The 21,651-nt window shown below is 37.2% G+C and carries 16 protein-coding genes; 6 read left to right on the top strand and 10 right to left on the bottom strand.

What is annotated here, in order from left to right; translation table 11 throughout:
* Window positions 1-23 precede the first annotated feature (23 nt).
* Window positions 24-2,339 (bottom strand): 5'-nucleotidase C-terminal domain-containing protein, encoded by a 2,316-nt coding sequence (locus tag AC1DFT_RS18305; RefSeq protein ID WP_478160659.1) that lies wholly within the window; start codon window positions 2,337-2,339, stop codon window positions 24-26.
* 237 nt (window positions 2,340-2,576) lie between these two features.
* On the opposite strand from AC1DFT_RS18305, the gene AC1DFT_RS18300 reads away from it, so the two are divergent.
* Complete coding sequence (locus tag AC1DFT_RS18300) at window positions 2,577-3,557, top strand: proline dehydrogenase family protein (protein WP_478160657.1); 981 nt, start codon at window positions 2,577-2,579, stop codon at window positions 3,555-3,557.
* 573 nt (window positions 3,558-4,130) lie between these two features.
* Here AC1DFT_RS18300 and AC1DFT_RS18295 read toward each other — a convergent pair.
* Genes AC1DFT_RS18295 through AC1DFT_RS18285 form a run of 3 tightly spaced genes read right to left on the bottom strand, consistent with a single transcriptional unit; the run spans window position 4,131 to window position 7,303 of the window.
* Window positions 4,131-5,201: a PepSY domain-containing protein gene (locus tag AC1DFT_RS18295; protein WP_478160655.1), complete on the bottom strand. Its 1,071-nt coding sequence runs from the start codon at window positions 5,199-5,201 to the stop codon at window positions 4,131-4,133.
* A 40-nt stretch (window positions 5,202-5,241) separates the two neighbouring features.
* A complete protein-coding gene (locus AC1DFT_RS18290; protein ID WP_478160653.1) occupies window positions 5,242-6,603 on the bottom strand; it encodes a sensor histidine kinase in 1,362 nt (453 codons plus the stop codon).
* Window positions 6,593-7,303 carry a response regulator transcription factor gene (locus AC1DFT_RS18285; RefSeq protein ID WP_478160651.1) on the bottom strand — a complete coding sequence of 237 codons (711 nt, stop codon included), beginning with the start codon at window positions 7,301-7,303 and terminating at the stop codon, window positions 6,593-6,595. The genes AC1DFT_RS18290 and AC1DFT_RS18285 overlap by 11 nt, the downstream gene beginning before the upstream one ends.
* Window positions 7,304-7,602: 299 nt before the next feature.
* On the opposite strand from AC1DFT_RS18285, the gene AC1DFT_RS18280 reads away from it, so the two are divergent.
* Window positions 7,603-8,187, top strand: a complete 585-nt coding sequence (locus AC1DFT_RS18280) for a transposase (protein WP_478160649.1) — start codon at window positions 7,603-7,605, stop codon at window positions 8,185-8,187.
* Between the two features lie 24 nt (window positions 8,188-8,211).
* Here the strand turns inward: AC1DFT_RS18280 and AC1DFT_RS18275 are convergent, their stop codons facing one another.
* Both AC1DFT_RS18275 and AC1DFT_RS18270 read right to left on the bottom strand, forming a co-directional pair.
* On the bottom strand, window positions 8,212-9,009 hold the full coding sequence (locus AC1DFT_RS18275; protein WP_478160647.1) for a gamma-glutamyl-gamma-aminobutyrate hydrolase family protein: 798 nt from the start codon (window positions 9,007-9,009) through the stop codon (window positions 8,212-8,214).
* Between the two features lie 131 nt (window positions 9,010-9,140).
* Window positions 9,141-10,214, bottom strand: coding sequence for a branched-chain amino acid aminotransferase (locus tag AC1DFT_RS18270; protein WP_478160645.1), 1,074 nt, complete (start codon window positions 10,212-10,214; stop codon window positions 9,141-9,143).
* A 241-nt stretch (window positions 10,215-10,455) separates the two neighbouring features.
* Between AC1DFT_RS18270 and AC1DFT_RS18265 the strand changes: the two genes are divergently transcribed.
* Both AC1DFT_RS18265 and AC1DFT_RS18260 read left to right on the top strand, forming a co-directional pair.
* A complete protein-coding gene (locus AC1DFT_RS18265) occupies window positions 10,456-12,078 on the top strand; it encodes a hypothetical protein (protein WP_478160643.1) in 1,623 nt (540 codons plus the stop codon).
* A 29-nt stretch (window positions 12,079-12,107) separates the two neighbouring features.
* Entirely contained in the window at window positions 12,108-13,556 is a 1,449-nt protein-coding gene (locus tag AC1DFT_RS18260) for an S-layer homology domain-containing protein (protein ID WP_478160641.1), read from the top strand.
* 52 nt (window positions 13,557-13,608) lie between these two features.
* Here AC1DFT_RS18260 and AC1DFT_RS18255 read toward each other — a convergent pair whose 3' ends face one another.
* The gene (locus AC1DFT_RS18255) at window positions 13,609-14,952 is read right to left on the bottom strand and encodes a GntP family permease (RefSeq protein WP_478160639.1); all 1,344 of its coding nucleotides are present in this window, start codon (window positions 14,950-14,952) and stop codon (window positions 13,609-13,611) included.
* Between the two features lie 3 nt (window positions 14,953-14,955).
* Entirely contained in the window at window positions 14,956-16,092 is a 1,137-nt protein-coding gene (locus AC1DFT_RS18250; RefSeq protein WP_478160637.1) for a glycerate kinase, read from the bottom strand.
* A gap of 313 nt (window positions 16,093-16,405) precedes the next feature.
* Here AC1DFT_RS18250 and AC1DFT_RS18245 point away from each other — a divergent pair, with 313 nt between their 5' ends.
* The gene (locus AC1DFT_RS18245) at window positions 16,406-17,500 is read left to right on the top strand and encodes a CdaR family transcriptional regulator (protein ID WP_478160635.1); all 1,095 of its coding nucleotides are present in this window, start codon (window positions 16,406-16,408) and stop codon (window positions 17,498-17,500) included.
* A gap of 44 nt (window positions 17,501-17,544) precedes the next feature.
* On the opposite strand, the gene AC1DFT_RS18240 is transcribed toward AC1DFT_RS18245, so the two are convergent.
* Window positions 17,545-18,033, bottom strand: coding sequence for a C40 family peptidase (locus tag AC1DFT_RS18240; RefSeq protein ID WP_478160633.1), 489 nt, complete (start codon window positions 18,031-18,033; stop codon window positions 17,545-17,547).
* 281 nt (window positions 18,034-18,314) lie between these two features.
* On the opposite strand from AC1DFT_RS18240, the gene AC1DFT_RS18235 reads away from it, so the two are divergent.
* The gene (locus tag AC1DFT_RS18235) at window positions 18,315-20,015 is read left to right on the top strand and encodes a methyl-accepting chemotaxis protein (RefSeq protein WP_478160631.1); all 1,701 of its coding nucleotides are present in this window, start codon (window positions 18,315-18,317) and stop codon (window positions 20,013-20,015) included.
* A 106-nt stretch (window positions 20,016-20,121) separates the two neighbouring features.
* On the opposite strand, the gene gdhA is transcribed toward AC1DFT_RS18235, so the two are convergent.
* Window positions 20,122-21,504 carry an NADP-specific glutamate dehydrogenase gene (gene gdhA / locus AC1DFT_RS18230; protein WP_478160629.1) on the bottom strand — a complete coding sequence of 461 codons (1,383 nt, stop codon included), beginning with the start codon at window positions 21,502-21,504 and terminating at the stop codon, window positions 20,122-20,124.
* Window positions 21,505-21,651 lie beyond the last annotated feature (147 nt).

The following is a 21,651-nucleotide window of genomic DNA, read 5'->3' as shown; positions in this document are numbered from 1 at the left end:
TAGCAAATGGGTCTCTATTTTTATTATTTTTTTACGTCTACAATTCTACCTTCAGTTTCATTGTTCACTGTTTTCAATGATTGTAATTGTTCTTGAAGGTTTTCCCAATCTGAAAGACCAAGATCTGTTACACGACCTTCTTTGTAAGCTTTTGCAAATACATCGTATCCGTCTCCACCTTTAGCAGTGAAAGCATTTGTCGCAACGACATATTTTTCATTATCTTTAATATCTACATATGATCCGTCTGCTGCTTTATATTTAATAGAAACTACTCGTTGTCCTGATGGTTTAGAAGAATCAAATTCAACTTTCGCACCAGCAACGTGTAAGAAGCCACCGTTTTCACCAGGATATGATTTAAAGCTAATTTCGAATGCCGCTTTTACTTCCGCACCTGTAAGTTCCATTGTTGCTAATGTATTACCGAAAGGAAGTACTGTAATAACATCTCCTACAGTGATTGGACCTGCATTAATCTCTGCACGGATTCCTCCACCATTTTGAAAAGCCATTACTACTTTATCGTTGTAAGTTTTAGCTTTTAATAGCATTCCGTCTGTAATAATATTGCCTAGTGCTGTTTCATTTTTACGTACGCTTGGTTCTGAATCATTATTTGCTCGTGGATTTGCTAGCTCTGCTTCTGCAACTACACCAATTTCTTTTTTGTTTATTTCATCAATTTTAGTTGAATATTTCTTTAGTAATTCTGCAGCTGCTGGATCTTCTACTTGATCTTTAATAGGTATTAGTTTACCAGAATGTCCAATTACTTCTCCTTCAATGTCGAAGTCCACATCTAATGTACCTAAGAAGTCACTATACTGGTAGGCTTGTACGATAACAGTAGGCGCTTTTTCTACACCGTTTTTATCTTTAGTTACCACTACAGGTTTGTCTAATTGCGTATGGCTATGTCCACCTACGATTACATCGATTCCGCTTACTGCAGCAGCTAGCAATAAATCGTTATCATATGTCGGGTTATCATCAAAACCAATATGCGTTACAGCAACGACTTTATTGACCCCTTGTTTTTCAAACTCATCTACCATAGTTTGCGCCGCTTTTATATAGTCGGAGAATGTAACATCTTTCGGGCTAGAAATATCTGCAGTTTCCGCAGTCGTAAGTCCAAATAAACCGATTTTTTGTCCATTCACTTCTTTAATAATACCACTGTAAATTTGACCATCTTTTGGATCAGTTGTGATATTTACATTAAACAAACCTTGTAAATTAACGTCTTTCGAGAAATTGACATTCGAACTAACAAATGGGAAGTTCGATTTCTTGATAAATTCGCTTAATGCTTTATGTCCTTGTGCGGAATCACCAAGATCAAATTCATGATTTCCAAATGTCATCACGTCATAATCCATTAATTTCATTAACTCTAAATCTGCTTGTCCTTCGAACTCACTGAAATATAATGTACCAGAGAATACATCCCCTGCATCGATTAATAAAGCATCAGGCTTTTGGGCTCTTACTTCTTTAATTGCCGTTAAACGTTTTGGTGCTTTGTTTGTATTCGCATGTGTATCATTAACATGCATTAAAGATAAAGAGAAATCGGCATTTTCAACTGGCGTACTTAATTTCTCTAAGTATGCAACTAGTTCTGTTATAGCTGGAAGTGCTGATGCATTTGGTAATTTATCTAATAAAGGTAAGGCAGCTTGTACGATTGCCATCGCTTCCGCTTGTTTACCTTGTGCAAGAAGTCCTTCCACTTGCTTCGCCTTCATGTATACAGTGACTGGGATGGTTAGTGCATCTCTTTTTTTGTTGGCTGGATTTTTATATTGTTCTAGTAAAAGATCACGAGCAGCTTTTCCAGAAAATCCGTATAAGATAGCCGTTCTTGACTTTAATTGAGCAGATAGTTCATGATAAGCTTTTTCAATTGCCGCCCAATCTTTCGCTGCAATTGCTTGGTCAAGCTCTTTCATAATAGGATCTAAATATTTATCCGCATAATTATAAGCATCTATGTAAGGAACAAGGCCATTCGTTACTCTTTCTGCATACAATTTATCCAAATTTTTTAGTAAGGCTTCTTTGTTTTTTACATCTGACTTTGAGATTGCGTCTTTCGCTTTTTTATAATTTACTTTTGCTGTATTTAATGCCGCATATACATCTGAACTTGCAGCTAGTTTTCCTGATTGTGCAGGTGTTACATAGGAATATGATGCGTTTTTGATGTCTTTTCTAGCATTGTCTACTACCTCTTGTAGTGAACTATTTGCAAATGAAACACCTGAACCAGTAAATAATGATGTTGCGATTACTGCAGCAACCGCTGACTTTTTAACCTTACTATTTTTCATGTCCTACCTCCTGGAAAATGATGAGTTTACTATATTTCATAGTGATAAATACTTATTTTTCTCACTATTTTAAACTTAACTCAATCTCATAGAAACTGCAAGTCAGTATTCTGATAATTTCCTGTTAACTCTTATTAAACTTTCGACAGCAATATACGACAAATTACCTTTTCACCAATATATGCAAACCAGATTTTATGGTATAATTGGTCATTATACGAAGATGGGAGCATCACTATGTTAAAAGATATTTTTATCGCATTGTCAGAAAATCAAGCATTAAACGGGGCAGCAAAAAAATATGGTTTAAAAATGGGTGCACAGCATGTTGTTGCTGGAACGAATATTGAAGAGACGATGGAAAGCATTAAAAAACTGAATGCACTTGGAATCTCTTGTACAGTAGATAATTTAGGGGAATTTGTTTTTGAAAGAGAGGAAGCGCTAGAAGCAAAAGCGCAAATTATTGCTGTTATTGAAGCAATTGAAGAACACCAAGTCGATGCTCATATTTCTTTAAAACCATCACAACTTGGATTAGATATAGATTACGATTTTGCATTAGAAAATTTAAAAGAAATTACTTCTGTAGCAAATAAATACGGTACTTTCATCAATATCGATATGGAATCACATAAACACTTACAACCTTCATTCGATATTTTGGACGAGCTATCAAAAGAGTATGATAATGTTGGAACGGTAATTCAAGCATACTTCTACCGTGCCGTGGAAGATATTCAAAAATATAAAAACTTCCGCCTTCGTATCGTAAAAGGTGCTTATAAAGAACCAGCGGAATATGCCTACCAAACAAAAGAAGAAATTGATCAAAACTATGTAGAATTAATCGAATGGCACCTTTTAAACGGGAAGTTCACATCTATCGCTACACATGACCACAATGTGATTAACCATATTAAACAATTTATCAAAGATAATAATATTCCAAATGACAAATTCGAATTCCAAATGCTCTACGGATTCCGTACAGATATGCAACAACAGCTTGCAAAAGAAGGCTATAACTTCTGTACATATGTACCGTTTGGAAGCGACTGGTATGGCTACTTCATGCGTCGCCTAGCAGAACGTCCACAAAATATGAACCTTGTCGTAAAACAAGTATTCAACAAAAAAACAAACACATTAATCGGAATCGGTGCTGCTGCATTCGCACTCGGACGACTTACAAAGAGCAACAAAAGCAAAAGATAAATGATAAAAACTGTGCTGCCACTACTGGTAGCACAGTTTTTTGATTTAAGCAGCCTTAAGTAGGCTGAAGTAGCTATGTTACAGGATTGTTACTGGTGCCAGGCACCAGTAACAATCCTGTAACATACCAAGTAGAAGCAAAAAACACCTCATTCTACAGGGAATGGTAGAATGAGGTGTTTAGGTCCTTGTTATCGCTCAAGGATTATATTGAAATCGCCGTAAATTTAATACCTTCGTTTTTTCGCTTCGTTTTATCCCGCTTTAACGGGCAGTAAGACTTCCACTTCAAGATTTAAGAAAAGCAAAAGATAAGTGGGAGATCAACTGCCCGTAAAAGCCCGAATGGTTCAACTAACAATCAGTGGGGATAGGAAACACCCCACTGATTGAAGTTTCACTTTATCGCTCTAGTGTGCAAACTAGAAATTTCCCCTATTATGGCTTAGTTGGTTGAACTCGCTTCCTTCAAACTCGTTCATCAACTTTAATTACTATTCATTTGTTACTTTCATATTAAACGAGATAAATGAGAATACTCATAGAGTTTTATTAGAATTTGATGAGAGATTTTTATTCCCATGTGACAGAGAGTATTTTCCCAGAAATTGCATGCACTTGTATGGTCGCKTTTGTTTTCTTTTCTTTGGTACTTTCCTTGCTGTCGCCTTCAGGGATTGCTACTTTCATCACAATTAAATAATATCCACCCTCATTTGTTTTCACAAAGGAACTACTTTCAACTGTACCTTTTTGTTGCTGTTGCGCTTTTTTAATTGCTTGTTCTTCTGAAATTAGTACTGTTGTAACAGTTTCCGATTTGGTCTCTGCTTCTGCTTTTTTAGGCTCTGACTGCACCGGATTTGTTTGGGAAGCTTGTACTTGAACTTGCGTTTCCTCCGACTTTTGTTCTTCTGCCTTAGCAGATTCCGTCGTTTTTGCCGGCACCAGTTTCACCGCTTCTACTTTTTCTTCGGTTTTAGCAGTCTCTTCTTTTGGTGTTTCTACTTTTGTTTCTTCTTGTTTACTTGCCTCTACTTTTAATGAATCCTTGCTAATTTCCTTTTGAGGCTTGTCCTCTTTTACCTTTTCTTCAATTTTAGAAGTAGCAGATATTATATGTTGGGTCGCCTTACTTTCACTTGTTTTCGGCTTTTCTGCTACATCCACTTCTTTATTCGTAACTGTCTTTTTTTCACTAATAATTATTTTGGTTGGTGCTTCAGCCGGTCCTATTACGGATTCCGTCTCTTTTTGCTCTTTAGGAGCTTTTTCTAGGTCAGGTTGTCCTTCTTTTTGAGGAGACTTCTCTGGCATCAATTCATTTGGTTCTTCCGCAACTTCACTTTCTGTTTGAATAATGTATTCATCCGATTGTTTTAGCGAATTAACTTCACCGGTTTGTGCATCCATTTCTACTGAATATACAATTCCATTTTTAGTAATGAGCGCATCATAAACAGCTTCATTTTTCTTCACAATAGCTACTTCTGCATCATAAGTCTGCTCAAGTTGGGAGCGGACTTCATTTTCCGATATCGACGGATGATTTATTCGGGTAATGGTTAATAAAATCACAATTGCACTACCAGCTATTATCACCAAAACAATCGATAGAAATCTTTTAAATTTGAAAAACTTCATTCACGCTTTCCCTCCCCAAACCTATCTTAATGTACCAACATTAAAAATCGATGAGAATTGGAGCATTCGGGATAAAAATATGGATTGTTGTACCAAAACCAACTGTACTTTCAATTTTTAAATCTGCTGACAATCGCTCTGCAATATCTTTAGCAATAGCTAATCCAAGCCCTGTACCACCTGTCTTTCGATTTCGCGCTTCATCTACTCGATAGAAACGGTCAAAAATATGTTCTAGATCTTTTTTAGGTATACCATTTCCATAATCCAAGATAGAAATAGTTACACCCTTTTCCTCTTCCAAAATAGTCGTTTTAATTTCTTTTTCACTGTATTTCCTAGCGTTATCTAAAATAATGAAAAGCAATTGCCGCAATTGTTCTATATTTGTATTTGCATAAATGGGTCCGCCTCCATTTAATAAAAATTTACGATTATATGCTGTACGCATCGATTGTAGCGTTGTTTCTACTAAGTGAAATACATCAATTTTTTCAAAATGTCGCAAATGTTGCTCATTACTTTTAGCTAACAATAACATTTGCGCAATCATTTCTTTCATTCTTGCCGTTTCATTCACAATTGCACGTACGGACTCTTCTGCAATTTCGGTATTGCTAAAGCCATGTCTTGATAATAATTTTGCATAGCTTTCGATGACAGTGAGTGGTGTTTTTAATTCATGGGAGGCATCCGACACAAATTGTTCTTGTTTTTTGTAGTTTTGCTCAAGCTGCTCCATCATCTCGTTAAATGCGATGCCCATTTGTGCCATTTCATCTTTCCCGTTTGGTGGAACGATAATTTTTTCATAGGTTCCGGATAATCTGCTTTGAGACATGGTGTTTATTAGTTTTTTAATCGGTTTCGTAATGATTCTACCTAATGTTACACTTGATGCGGTCGTGAGTATCATGCCGACTAGCATGACACTTAATAAAATTAGACGAAGAAAGTCTAAATTTTTTTCGACGTCTGTTAATATTTTCATCGTCTGCACTTCCGCAACTTCCCCGTTCACCCAAATGACCGGCTTACTAATCGTTAAAATGGGAGATCCCTGGAAGGCTCCCATCGAATACCGTTCGCCTTGTTGAAATTCGGGATGAAAGTCATTAACACCATCTATCGTTTGCACGAATAATTTCAATTCCTTGTGGCTATCGATAACACGAATACCACCATTTGGAGGAATATAGGTACGCAAAATAGTTGCTGCGTCTGCTTCTTTACTTATTTTACTTAAGGCTGCAATTAGTTCATCGACTTCATTATTTAGCTGTTTATATTCTGTATCAAAAGCCATTTTTTCAAATAATATGTAAATACCAATATTCATCATACTTAAAATTACAAGTGTAAGAACGGTCGAAAATAGATGAATCTTTGTTTTAAGTTTCATTGTTTTTCTTCTCCTTCAGTACGTATCCAACACCTCGTACTGTTTGAATAGGAGAGGACTTTCCACCTTCTTCTAGTTTTTTTCGTACATAACGTATATAGACGTCTACTACATTTGTATCTCCATAATAATCAAACCCCCATACCGCATCTAACAATTGTTCTCTTGTCAGCACTTGATTTGGATGTTTCATCAGATAAAGTAAAAGATCATATTCTCGAGGTGTCAAATTGACCGACTCCCCATCATTCGTTATTTCACGTGTTTGCTCGTTTAATAGGAGTGAATAGAACATATGAATATTTTCATCCTTCTGTGGAACAACAGTGGAAGATTTAGAAAAACGAATAGCCGTACGGACACGCGCAAGAAGCTCCTCAATTTCAAAAGGCTTGGTGACATAATCATTGGCTCCTAAATCTAATCCAGTCACCTTATCCTCTAAATCACTTTTCGCCGTTAACAAAATAACGGGGGTATCGGCCTCTGTTGCTCGAATTCTCCGTAGTACATCTAATCCATTTAACCCCGGCAACATCAAATCAAGCAAAACCAAATCCCAAACTTTCTCCCGGTATTTGATTAATCCATCTGTTCCTGTATACGCAATTTCGACAGCATATCCTTCGAATTCCAGCTCCAGCTGCAGAACACGCGCGATATTTTCCTCATCTTCAATTATCAGTACATGCTCTTTCATTGAAAATCCCCACTTTCTTTCCCACTATTTTATCACACCACACCAAAAATAAACCGCTCCTAACCGCTTTATGACAAGATTGTTACGGGTGCCAGGCACCCGTAACAATCTTGTCATATTAGGACGAAAAATAGTTTTGTCGAAAATTTAATTTTGACTGTGTTTTTAGGAGGTAAATTGAATTTTGGCGTATTTTTGCATGTAATAATGAAATTGTCGCAGAAAAAGGCTAATTGTGACAATTGTTGTTTCTTTTATTTTATTGTATGGTGTAGTCAAAACATTGGGGGTGTTAGATTATGGGTAGAATGCGAAGAGTTTGGCAGCCGGAGATTTTTTATCATGTGACGATGCGTGGAAATAATCGACAAAATATTTTTATAAGTGATGGAGACTTTGCTTTATTTTTTCGGGCACTACATTATACGTACAAAAAGTATCCATTCACCGTCATTGCTTATTGCATGATGAATAATCACTATCACTTACTCATTCGGTCACCTGAAGCACCACTTTCTAATATAATGGCCATTCTTAACAAACGATATTCTGAGTTTTTCAAACGGAAATATAATTACTTCGGTCAGCTCTATGAGACTCGTTTTTTTGCCAGTATGGTAGTAGACCCAATTAGCTTATTGAATGTAAGCAGTTATATTCACCAAAATCCTATACGAACAACGACATCTATCGTGGATAAGATGGAAACTTATCCTTATAGTTCATACCAATATTATGCCAAGCCAACAATGTCAAAGCCTAGTTTTATGAATACACAGTTATTATCATCTTTTTTTGAACAATATCCGGAGATTATCGCAGAGAATTATTGTACTTACTGCGAAAATTTTCGAATGGAAGAAGAAAGTCCTCTCTTAGTTTGACTTAAGAGAGGACTTAATGAGTGATCAAGCTATTGTTTCATCACTATTAATAAGTGTAAGATTGGAACTTGCCGCTTTGCATCGATCTACAAAAGCATTGAATAGAGGACGAATTGTGGAAACTTTTCCTTCCATCATTTCTGGATGCCACTGAACAGCCACGACAAAACGATCACCCGTTTCCCATTCCATCCCTTCTATAATGCCGTCTGGAGCCAACATCGTTGCTTTAAATCCTTGCCCCAAACTTTTCACTGCTTGATGATGGAAACTATTTACTCCAAGTTCATCGGTTTGATAAATTTCGTAAAGAATCGAATCTTTTTCTATCTCTACTGGATGGAATGCATGATGTCTTATTGCTTTGGGTACAGAGTGGTTAATGCCTTCTGGTTTTTGGGATGTAAGATCTTGATAAAGCGTCCCTCCCGTTGCAACAGTAAGTAACTGCATGCCTCGGCATATACCAAGTACCGGTACATTCATGTCCAATAAAACCTTGCGAGCAAGCATCACTTCATGGGAATCACGCCTAGGTTCTATTAAACCTAAGCCAAACTTAGGATATTCCCCGTAGTAATTTGGATCTATATCCGATCCACCAGAAAATAAAATACCATCTAGCTTTTGCAAAAGAGGTGTCAATGTTTCTACATCCTCTGTAACCGGTAAGATTACAGGCACTCCACCTGCGCGCTCGATCGCGACAATATAATCATCTGCAAGCATTTGCCATTCTTGATTTTTTGCACCTATACCTACTGCCATACCAGCAGAATCATCTGATAAATAGTTTGCACATATCCCTATAAGTGGTTTCATTCTACATCCCCCATTGCATTCAATCTGAGCAAAAAATCGCCGCTCCTCGATGAAGAGGAACGACAATTTATTTTTTATTATTTTGTTCCGCCTTAACGGGCCGGAAAACTCCTATTATATTAAAGGAGGTTTCACTTTATTTCAACTATCCAGCCAAATGGATCCTCAACTGTACCTTTTTGAATTCCAGTTAGCGCATCATATAACTTTTGAGAAAGTTCTCCTGTTTCGCCATTGTTCACATAAAATAATTCGCCTTTCCAGCGTAGTTCGCCGATTGGAGAAATAACTGCTGCTGTTCCAGTTCCAAAGGCTTCATCTAGCTTACCATTTAAATATGCCTCCCGAATTTCTTCCATTGAAACTTTGCGCTCTGTTACTGGCACACCCCAATGCTTTAACATTGCAATAATAGACTTTCGGGTAATCCCATCTAAAATGCTACCGTTTAATGCTGGTGTTACTACTTCTCCATCAATCTTGAAAAATACGTTCATGCTGCCGACTTCTTCGATATATTTTCGTTCAATGCCGTCTAACCAAAGAACTTGTGAATATCCTTCACGATCCGCAACTTCCTGTGCTTTTAATCCAGATGCGTAGTTTCCAGCTGTTTTCGCAGTTCCTGTACCTCCAGCGACTGCACGAACATATTCATTTTCAACTAGAATCTTTACTGGATGAATTCCTTCTTTATAGTAAGAACCTACTGGTGACATAATAATGATAAAACTATATGTTTTAGAAGCAGAAACTCCTAAATGCGCCTCTGTGGCAATCATAAAAGGACGAATATAAAGAGATGTACCTGGCTCATTTGGAACCCATTCTCTATCAATCTCGATTAGTTGTTTTAATGCTTCCAATGCAAGATTTTCATCAATTTGTGGCATGCTTAGACGATCACATGAACCATTCATACGTCTCATATTTTCTTCCGGGCGGAACAAGCGAACAATTCCATCTTCCGATAAATATGCTTTCATCCCTTCAAAAACAGTTTGTCCATAATGTAAAATACTAGCAGATGGATCCAATGCAATCTGTTGATAAGGGATAATTCGGTGATCATGCCATCCTTGCCCTTCCGTATAATCGGCTATAAACATATGATCCGTAAATTTGGTACCGAAAATTAGTTGATCTGAAGGAGTCTTTTCATTTTTATTTTCGTTTTCTGTAATTCGAATTTTTAGACTATTCACTATGTACTTCCCCTATCAATTAAATTATTTGTAGATTGTCGCTGTATTTAGCGTACAATATATTATATGCAATTATACTACTTTTAAGAAAATTATAAATACCTTTCTGAAAAAAAATTTTATTAGCTTGAATTTAACTACTTTTATATAGCTTGGAATCTAAATCTTTGTAACAATTCATTACTTTTAGCCGATACACTAAGTATAGGTAAAAATACTAAATAGATAGGAGGTTTCATATTTGTTTAAATTCATTACATACATACTTATGCTCTCGATTTTAATCGTTAGCTGCTTCTCCCCTTCACCTCAAGTGCAAGCATCTACATTAGTTAGTGGAATGTTTGTCGATGTTACTTACGAGGAAGTTGTGATGGACGACAAAACAACTGAAAAACAACTTTCTAGCATCACTCTAATAAATGATAAAGGGAAAACAATTACATTGAACATTGATCAATACGCTTCTCTTTTTATGAATTCTACACCTACTTCAATCGGAGCATTTAAAGAAGGAATGTGGGTGGAAGCTACAGTAGAGTTGCGCAATGTCAAAGAACTAAACGGCTTTGTCGAAATCGCACAAGGAAGTGACTCGCAAGCTATTGGAGAGAGTCTCACTGGAACAGTTAATACGATTGATAGAAATGGTAAATTTATATCTATGAATTCTAAAGAAAGAAAATCGGTCAACTATTATTTAGATGAACAAACACAAGTTTTTAAAGACAATAAATTAGTTGATTTGAGCTTCTTATATGAAGGTGACCGTGTAAAATTAACCCTGGAAGATCGTAATTCCACAACAGTTTCTACAATTGAAATAATTGCTGAAGGTATTAAAGTGGAGCATCTTTATAAAGGTACTATTCAACAAATAGATACGAAAAAGAAAAAACTCGTCGTAAAGGACGAAAAGGTGTTTGGTAACTGGGATTGGCAATATAATTCCGGAGCGATCAGTTCTAAGCCCTTTACTGCAAAAACACCAATCTATGTTGGCAATAAAAAGATAGATGCTAGTCAAATCCGAGGATATATAAATAATGAAGTGTATTATGTAACAATTGAGCAAATGGGCCAAGAAGTTGTCCAAAAAATGATTATTAAACAAGCAAATGAGCGAAATCTACACGAGCATCTAAACTCTGTAGATACTTCTGCACAAAGAATTAGATTATCGAGCACTGGTAATATTGCCTATCATAATGGGACCATCATTATACGCAACGGGCGATTAGTGGACGCAAGCGCACTTTCACCAAGCGGTGATGCCTATGTAATTACGAATGGTGTTTCAACCCATCAATACGCAAACGTCATTCATGTTACAAATGATGGCTTCCAAAGCGCTAGTTTATCAAATCATGAAGTATATTTCGGCCAAATCAATAGTGTTGGATCATATAAAGTTGCTCTAACAAATGTGAATCGACTTTCCAATAATTATTGGTACGGGATAGGCTTTACTAATTTAAGTTTTAGCAACGATACGGTTGTAGTAGAAGATGCTAATTATCTGACGACTGACTTCACGAATAGTACTAGTAAATTTGCTTATTTCTATGTGAAAGATAATCATATTGTTGCAGCTAGAATTGTAGGATCCGGTAGTCCAGCTTCTCTTATTTCGGTAGGACGATATAGTGCTAGCTATAATTGGTATTCTATTCACGTAAAAGATATCAACCAATGGCAAGCGGGTAATTGGATTGAGACTACGCCAATTTATTACTTGGATACAACGAAGACAACTTTCATTAAAGAAGGAAAAGTAATTTCTAAAAGTGACGTAAAAGAAAATGATCGACTATTTATAATCCATGATACTTACGCACAAGCTCGAATTATTTTGGTCGATTAATCTATTGAAATGAGGTATGGAAAATTCAAATGTCTAGCAAAAATAGGAAAAAATTATTCGTATTGATATTAACTATTGTATTAGGTTTTACATTATTAATTCCAACAGCAAGCGCAAAGGTTCCTGATTTCAGCGGTGGGGTACTCAATGAATATGAGTACGAGGAAGTTTTTTTCTTAACTGGCTATCCAATCAAATTCACTGGTAAAGCCACGATTACCGAGAAAGAAAACAAAAACCAGCTAACGACAACTTACAAATTCACATTAGCAAGTGACACTGGCGATAAATTAACACGCAATGTTGTATATGTATCAGACTTGAAAAACTATGAAACAAAAGGCCAAACAACTTCTAATACAACAGTGAAAAGCTATACCGAAAAAGTTACCTTGGCTAATAAAACAACTTATATATTAGACGATTATCAGTTTTCACAAGGCTCTGTCGTTGATAATCGACCAGCTACTGACTATTACTCGGGAAATGTAATCGCTCGAAAAATATATATTAAAAGTGAAAAAGTAGGTAAAATAACTATAAAAGATAAAATTACTGTTTATATGGACGGGCGTAACGTTGGATACAAAAATTTCTGGGGCTCCACTGATACGCAGTTTATCGATTATGAAATTGAAACCCCTCAAGGAACTGGATTTGTAACGAATAAAGTTTCGGATAGTAAATCGAGAGTATTAGAATTTGAACAACATACTCCTTCCCTTTCCAGCTTTGTAGGAGGGCATGCAGTTATTAGCGCTTCTAATATCGTTTCTGAATATGAGTATAATATCCCTTATTACGCAGGAACTGGTACAATTTATTTAAACAAAGAAAAAACACCAAAAATAGAGCGTTTAATCGTTCCGAAATTCCGTGACATTGCAAAGCATTGGTCTAAACCAAACATTGAAAAATTATATTCTCTTGGCATTTTGGATGAATCTAGTAACTTCTTTTCCCCTGATGCGGCAATGAAAAAAGATTTATTCACAGTGGGCGTTGCAAAAGCGGTGGATTTACGTGTATTAGAAGAAAAACCAACGAAGAAAAAATCAACGAAAAAAGCATTATTTGAAGATTTAGATGTAAAAGATCCAAACTATGTCTATATCGAAAGTGCATTAAATAAAGGTATTGTGAGCCCTGTGAATAAAGATAAGTTCGGTGCAAATGATTCTATCACAAGAGCACAAGCAGTAACGATTATCGTTCGTTCCCTTGGATTAGAAGGACGTGCCCCTACTCCGGGATATACAACAAAATTCATCGACGATAACAAAATCCCAAAAGAAGCAAAAGACAGCATTTACGTAGCAAGTGAATTAGGATTAATCGACCCAGACCGCAAAAACCGCATCAATCCTAACGAAGTACTTACAAGAGGAAAAGCTTCACAATTACTCGTTCGCTACTTAAACTTCTTAGAATCAGACTTAAAACAAAACTATCGAGACGATATGCTCTATTTCAACTAAAAACAAGAAACCCCCTGGCACCAGTAACAGTTCTGTAACACTTAAACCATATTTAAACAAAAATTAGCCAGATGATCATTGTGACGATGATTGTCGTCACACCTTGTAGTAAGGTAGCCATTGTTTGCGCTTTATATGCATCTGTTACTTTCATGCCACTGAACTGTGTGACTACCCAGAAGAAGCTGTCATTTACATGACTGACTGTCATCGCTCCTGCTCCTACTGCCATTACGACTAAAGCAAGTGGAAGCGCACCTTCAATCCCTAGTGTTGGAAGCATTGGTGCGATTAGTGACGATGTAATAACGAGAGCCGCTGTCGACGAACCTTGTGCGGTCTTTAATGCCGCTGCGATTAAGAATGGTACTAGTAGGAACCAAGCACCATTTGCCAGCGCCCCTAAATCCATTTGTTGCAATAAATCTGCAACTCCTGAGTTTTTGATTACTGTACCAAATGCTCCCCCAGCACCTGTTATTAATAAAATAGGCGCCGCTTCTTTTAATGCCTCACCAATCCAACCAGACAAAGTTGTTTCATTGATCTCTGGTAATAATAAGAATGCCGCAAAGACTCCAAATAATAATGCGACAGTTGGTGCTCCTAAAAATTGCAAGAACTGCGTAAATCCAGATTCACTGCCTGTTAATGCCGCTACTGAACCAATTCCGATTAACACAATAGGCAGTACAATCGGTAGAAATGCTTTAAAGGTAGATGGCATTTTACCAAAAGATTTAATTACTTCTTCATAATCCAGTGCTTCTTCGTGGTCCGCTTCTACATCGATTGTCGAACCAACTTTCACCGCCCAAATATACCCTACAATTACAGCAGGTATGGCTACGAACAAACCAACTAAAATGATTGTCCCTAAATAGTCCGTAGCTCCGATATTGCCCGCTGCTGCAATCGGACCTGGTGTTGGTGGAACAAGCGTATGTGTTGCATACAATCCAGTGGATAATGCAACCGCCATCGAAGCGACTTTCACTTTTGCGCGTTTTGCCAATGATTTTTTCAAGCTCGATAATATAATAAACCCGGAATCACAAAATACTGGAATCGATACGATATAACCGATAATCGACATCGCAAGCTGTGGTCGCTTTTCTCCTAAAATACGAAGCACCACTTCCGCCATTCGATAAGCTGCACCCGACTTTTCTAAAATAACTCCGATAATTGTACCAGCAACAATGACAATCCCAATACTTGTCATCAGTCCGCCAAAACCAGTATTCACACTTTCAACTACGGTAAGTAAAGGCATACCAGACGCAATACCTACAAAAAACGCACTTATTAATAGCGCCAAAAATGGATGCAATTTGAATACCGCTGTTAACAATACAACTAAAAGCACTCCCACTAAAATCACAAAGAATAACATTTATTACACCCCTTTTTCTAGAATGGATTGCATCATTTCTTTCGCTCTACAGCGTAAGTAATATCCTGCTTTTTCCATTGAATCCTCTTTTGTAATCGTACCGTCTACAACACTTGCAAGCTTATAAAAATAAGTCGATAATTGCTGTTTACTTTTCTCTTCAATAAACCCTGACAATAAAATAACTGGAACGTTCATTTGGCGCGCAATATTCGCAACCCCAATAGGTGCCTTTCCAGAAAGCGTTTGAACATCTGATTTACCTTCCCCTGTAATAATGAAATCAGCATCTTCTATTTGCGCCTTGAAATCGATTGCTTCCATGACTACTTCGATTCCCGGTTTTACTATCACTGGGAAAAATGCAAGAAATGCTCCACCTAATCCACCGGCAGCACCTGCACTAGGTTTATTGTGTAGTGCAATGCCAGTTACATCCTCGATTTTATTGGCTAAATGAAACAAGTTTTGATCAAGTTCTTCCACCAATTCAGTGGTAACTCCTTTTTGTGGCCCAAAAATTGCAGTAGCCCCATTGGGACCAATAAATGGATTATCCACATCGCAAGCAATGATAAAATGTGATTCTTCAATTCTTTTATCCAAGTTCTTCCTATCAATTTTAKATAAGTGGTATAACGCTTTCGCACCTTCTAGTAATTCATTCCCAAATTCATCTAGAAATTTCATTCCCAACGCCCGTAGCATTCCTGTTCCACCATCATTCGTCGCACTTCCACCGATTCCAATGATGAACTTTTTATATCCGCTTTCGAGCGCATGCAAAATTAACTCTCCCGTACCAAATGTAGATGCTATGAGTGGATTTTTTTCATCTTCTTGTAATAACATCAAACCTGATGCTTTTGCCATCTCGATTACACATGTTTCTCCGTCTCCTAGGACACCGTATTCAGCACGGATAGCTCTGCCAAGTGGATCATGCACATTCACTTGTACTGTATGACCATTTGTTGCTATTACAAACGGTTCCAAGGTACCCTCTCCACCATCTGCTACAGGAAGTAGTACAGTTTCGACCATTGGATTTACTTCCTTTATACCTGCAGCTATTTCTCCTGCCGCTTCCATTGCAGTTAATGAACCTTTAAAGGAATCAGGACTGACAATGATTTTCATTCAATCACCTCTATTTAATCAATTATGTCTTGCACGTAATTGCGTCCAAATTTTGAATTGCCAATAGCAATTAACTCCTTTCAAAATTTGTGACATCCCCCGGAGGCTTGGGCCAACAGGATTTTGGTCACTCAGGCCTTGCTGCAGGACGCGACGAACTTAGTCTAAGTTCCTTTAATCGGCAAATGCTAAATGTCGATTCAAGTTAAACGCTTACATATTAGTATATTGATAGTTTTCAATTTTTACATTATACTTAATGTATAAAAAACCTGTATTATAACAGAAGGAATTTATACTTAACGGAGGTTATATGCTAACAAAGCAGCTTGCCAATCAGATTGTTGAACAAACGATGCTTCGGCTACATCGAAATATTAACGTGATTCAAACCAATGGAATGATTTTAGCCTCTGGAGATCAATTACGGGTAGACAGTATTCATGAAGGGGCAGTTATCGTTGCGGAAACAAGAAAGCCCTTATTAATTACAGAAGAAAATAATCATATATTCCCGAAAACGAAACCTGGTATTAATTTACCGATTTTTTTTCAAGAAGAATTAGTTGGAGTTATTGGAATTACAGGAGACCCTAAAGAAATCGAAGAAATAGCGACACTCGTTCAGCTGACAACAGAAATGATTGTATATCAAGCGTTAATCGCTTCAGAACGCGAGTGGACTAGGAAAATGCAAGAGTTGGTTTTTGAAGAGTTAATGAGTGGACAACCTTTACAAAAAGTAATTTTTGAGAGAATAAATAAAATAGGTTTCCAAAATAATCCCCCCTTCCATACGATGATGATAGAACTCAATCCAGAATCTAAATCTTATCAGACAATCCTTCATGGTATTGAACATTTCTTTCAGCAGGATTCTATTTTAGTCGGTCATTATCAATCAAATGAACATTTCATCCTCACTTCCGGATTAGATGAAAAAGAATTTCAACAAAAAGTAAAACAACTAGCTAACATACTTCACAAGTACAATGCTTTGCCAATCTCCGTAGGTAAAGTTGTTTATGCGCTCGACCAAGTCCATTATTCTTATCAAACGGCAAGAATTGCGCATGAATATGGACAACGCCAGCAATCTATAATTTATTTTGAAGAGGTCGAACTGTACTCTCTATTAAAAAAGCAAGACTCTCAAGAAGCGAAGCATTTTACCAACCGGATATTAGGTGCATTAGATGAAAAACTACTGCTTACTTTATATGCATATTTTAAGTCCAATCAACAGCTAGCAGTTTGTGCAAAAAACTTAGAAATCCATCGCCATACACTGTCCTATCGGCTTAATAAAATACATCATTTAACCGGATACAATCCAAGTTTATTCCAGGACGCCATCGTTTTACAAGTCGCATTATGGATGATGAGTGGAAACTTTCATAACAAATAAAACCGTTTCAGCTATTAGTACTCTGAAACGGTTCGTTCGTATGATTATTTTTTAGCAACTGATGATACATCGGCAACCTTTTTAGCGCCTACGTATTTTTTCCCCCAGTAATATGGGTCGTTTAATTTATCAACTCGAACACCTTTAGATGTCGAAGCATGAATGAATTTTCCACTACCTATGTACATTCCAACATGAGAAACGCCTTTACCTGATGTATTGAAGAAAACTAGGTCTCCCACAGCTAAGTTTGCTTTTTTCACTGATGTTCCTGTGCTGTACATTCCTGCTGCTGTTCTCGGTAGGTTCACACCATTGTTTTTGTAAATATATCCGATAAACCCTGAACAATCAAAGCCTGCTTTCGTTGTTCCACCATAACGATATTTAATTCCTATTAAATTTTTCGCACTTGATACTATTTCATTGGATGCTACATTGCTTGCTGCTTCTGTATTTCCTGCAAATATTCCCGCGGCTAAAACTACAGTCAAACTAAAGATTGTAATGATTTTTTTAAACAAAGAAGTCAAAACTTATGTTCCTCCAAAAGATGTGTATTGAAAAATTCTACTAAACTAGTATGTGTAAATTTCTCTATACCCATACTAACACGTTCTAAACTATAGTGAGTTTACAGTTGTGTAACAAAACTATTACAAGAACGTCTAATAGATTTCAACTCTATTTTTCTTCTAGTCATTTATTCGTTATAAAACATTCATTTGTTCTGTATCTTTTTTACCTGTCCATATGGTATAAATAGTATAAAGAAATGATTAGCAATTACCTAGGAACAGGGGAGAATTTTATTATGAAGAACACGCTAACAGTACATCTCGGGTCGATTATTGTTGGAATAATCGTGGCGATGCTGTTAATCACTTCGGTCGCTACATATAAAACCGCATATGATGAATTATATAAATCTGCCGGTATTGAAGCCTACGGATGTGCCAATATTACAACTGGTTTGATCGATCCTTCCGATATGGTCAAAATAATCGATGGGGATGCTGCCGCAGTAGGTGCCGTTAGTAAGCAACTCAACTGGACAACCGCACATAAAGATATTTTTGAAACGCAGTATATTGTAGATTTAGACGGAAAACTATTAGCATTGGATGATCATTTAAAAGCAGATGGTTACAAAGCTGGTGATCAGTTTTATATGGATAAAGAAGCAACGGATATGCTCGTTGAAATGGGGCATCCAACTTATTCACAAGTTTATGAATTTGGTGGGATGAAGCGCCTTTCTGGATATGCACCAATCTATGAAAATCATGACCCATCTGGCAAGATTATCGCTATTAGCGTTATTGACTTTGACGCTTCTATCGTAGCAGATAGGACTTGGGACGTGGTGAGTAAAGGCATACTTACTAGTTTAATTCCTATGATTCTTGCTTCTGTCATTACGCTATTTTTGATTAGAAGAAAAACAAAACCACTTTCGGTACTTATTGCCCATGCGGGTGAAATTGCAAAAGGTAATCTAGCTGTTAAAGATACGAACTTTACAAGCAAAGACGAGATTGGAGAATTAAGCAAAACGCTTAATAAACTTGGTGGAAACTTCCGAGAGATTATTGGTACTGTGCAAACAACTTCTCATCAACTGACACGGAATGCAGAAGAAACAGCAGCTTCCTTAAATGAAATGAAAGATGCCGTACACCAAGTTGCGACGAATATGAGCGAAACTGTTGCATCTATCTCGGATGGTACATTAACAGCAGAACAATCATCGACGATTTTACAATCGCTTGCAGAAGATCTTCAAGATTCCAAAATAACTGCAGATGCGAGTGTAGAGAATTCTAAAACTACGATGGCGACAGCAGAAGAAGGTTTAACCCGTGCAACCGAAATCAGTCGCGATATGGACAAAATCAGACAAGCTTCTATTGAAACTGGCGAAACCATTCAACGTCTAAATGAAGCAACGACGAAAATTCAACATATTACTGGCTCCATTGCAGCAATTGCCGCACAAACGAATTTACTTGCATTAAACGCATCAATTGAGGCAGCTCGTGCAGGAGAACATGGAAAAGGCTTTGCAGTCGTTGCCGAAGAAGTTCGAAAACTGGCGGAGCAATCCAACAGCGAAGTAAACCAAGTAGAAATAATTGTGCAAGATATTACAGCAAGTATTCAATCCGTTGTAACTTCTACAGAAGAAAGCACAAAACTAATTGAAACAGGTTCTACAACAGTATTACAAACATCTCAATCATTAAGTGACATTTCAAACGAAGTCGCTAAAACAGTGGAAGAAATCTCCACTATTTCAAGCAAAGCAACAAACGAAGCGGAAGACTCTAAGCAAGTGGTCAAACTCATCCAACAACTAACAGAATCTATTCGTGAAATCGAAGAAGTGACAACATCCATTTCCGCTGCAACCGAACAAACAACCGCTTCTATTGACGAAGTAGCAAGCCGCTCCAACGAAACAAGCCATATGGCGCAAGAACTACAACAAATCGTAGGCAAATTCAAATTATAAATATTAAAGCTCGCTTCCCCTCAAAGGAAAGCGAGCTTTGTTTTAGTTTGTTACAGGATTGTTACTAGTGCCTGGCACCAGTAACAATTCCGTAACATTTCATCTATCAATGAATGCCGTGCGAAACCATGGCATCTGCTACTTTTAAAAATCCTGCTATATTTGCGCCAACTACAAAATTACCAGGGTGCCCGTAATCTTTAGCCGCATCAAAACAGCTTTTATATATATTTTTCATTACTACTTTTAGCTTTTCATCGACTTCTTCCACAGTCCAAGACAAGCGCATACTATTTTGCGACATTTCCATTGCAGAAACCGCCACACCGCCTGCATTAGCTGCTTTACCCGGTGCAAACAAAACACCATTCGTTTGGAATGCATGAGCAGCTTCTTCTGTACAAGGCATATTAGCGCCTTCTCCTACCGCTTTCACACCATTTGCAATAAGCAATGCTGCATCTGATTCTTCTAGTTCATTTTGCGTCGCACACGGTAAAGCAATATCACAAGCAACTGACCATATATCGCTGCATCCTTCATGATACACCGCATGCTTATGAAACTTTGTATATTCTTGAATTCTTTTATTGTCAAATTCCTTCAATTGCTTAACTGTTTCAACATTGATACCTTTTGGATCATATATATATCCGCTAGAATCGCTACATGCTAGTACAGTCGCGCCTAGCTCAATTGCCTTTTCCATCGCATAAGTTGCGACATTCCCCGAGCCGGAAGCAATTACTGTTTTCCCAGCAAAGCTATCGCCTTTTTCTTTTAGCATTTCCTCCACAAAATACACACAGCCATAGCCAGTCGCTTCTTTCCGTCCTAAGCTCCCACCATGATTTGGGTCTTTGCCGGTGAAAACACCCGCCTCAAAACCACCTTTTAAGCGATTATACTGTCCAAACATATAGCCAATTTCTCGTTTCCCAACGCCGATATCTCCCGCCGGGACATCCATATCCGCTCCAATATATTTGCTTAGTTCTGTGATAAAGCTTTGGGTAAAACGCATAATTTCACGCTCTGATTTACCTTTCGGATCAAAATCAGTACCACCTTTACCACCACCAATTGGCATACCCGTTAATGCATTTTTAAATGTTTGTTCGAATGCCAAAAACTTCATAATACTGCTATTAACCGTCGGATGGAAACGAATCCCCCCTTTATACGGGCCAATACTATTATTAAACTGCACACGAAAACCGCGGTTTACTTGCACTTTCCCCGAATCATCTTCCCAAGAAACACGAAACGAAATTACCCGGTCCGGCTCTGTTATACGCTCCAAAATACCATTATGGATAAACTCTGGATGCTTTAAAAACACAGGACGAAGCGAATCAAAAATCTCACGAGTTGCCTGTAAAAATTCCTTCTCTCCTGGGTTACGTTTTTTCACTAATTCATAAACTTCATGCACATAATCATTGGCTCTGCTTTTTTGTTCTACATTATTTTCTCTCAATATATCCATATTTTTGCCCCTAACATTTATCATTCTTTTAACCATTATCTCGAATCTTCCAAAAACATTCAACATAAACATAAAACAATAGTAATAAATATACATAAAATGTTACAATTATACGCCTCATTTACAGAATTATTACTGGTGCCAGGC

This window comes from Psychrobacillus sp. 05T411 (assembly GCF_056396485.1).
The sequence above is the reverse complement of the archived record's forward strand: the minus strand, read 5'-3'. Positions and strand labels throughout refer to the sequence as shown.

Coding starts and splice junctions, on each gene's coding strand:
- AC1DFT_RS18275 (WP_478160647.1), bottom strand. CDS start 9,009: ATGAAACCACTTATAGGGATATGTGCAAACTATTTATCAGATGATTCT.
- AC1DFT_RS18305 (WP_478160659.1), bottom strand. CDS start 2,339: ATGAAAAATAGTAAGGTTAAAAAGTCAGCGGTTGCTGCAGTAATCGCA.
- AC1DFT_RS18290 (WP_478160653.1), bottom strand. CDS start 6,603: ATGAAACTTAAAACAAAGATTCATCTATTTTCGACCGTTCTTACACTT.
- AC1DFT_RS18245 (WP_478160635.1), top strand. CDS start 16,406: ATGCTAACAAAGCAGCTTGCCAATCAGATTGTTGAACAAACGATGCTT.
- AC1DFT_RS18260 (WP_478160641.1), top strand. CDS start 12,108: ATGTCTAGCAAAAATAGGAAAAAATTATTCGTATTGATATTAACTATT.
- AC1DFT_RS18280 (WP_478160649.1), top strand. CDS start 7,603: ATGGGTAGAATGCGAAGAGTTTGGCAGCCGGAGATTTTTTATCATGTG.
- AC1DFT_RS18255 (WP_478160639.1), bottom strand. CDS start 14,952: ATGTTATTCTTTGTGATTTTAGTGGGAGTGCTTTTAGTTGTATTGTTA.
- AC1DFT_RS18235 (WP_478160631.1), top strand. CDS start 18,315: ATGAAGAACACGCTAACAGTACATCTCGGGTCGATTATTGTTGGAATA.
- AC1DFT_RS18285 (WP_478160651.1), bottom strand. CDS start 7,303: ATGAAAGAGCATGTACTGATAATTGAAGATGAGGAAAATATCGCGCGT.
- gdhA (WP_478160629.1), bottom strand. CDS start 21,504: ATGGATATATTGAGAGAAAATAATGTAGAACAAAAAAGCAGAGCCAAT.
- AC1DFT_RS18300 (WP_478160657.1), top strand. CDS start 2,577: ATGTTAAAAGATATTTTTATCGCATTGTCAGAAAATCAAGCATTAAAC.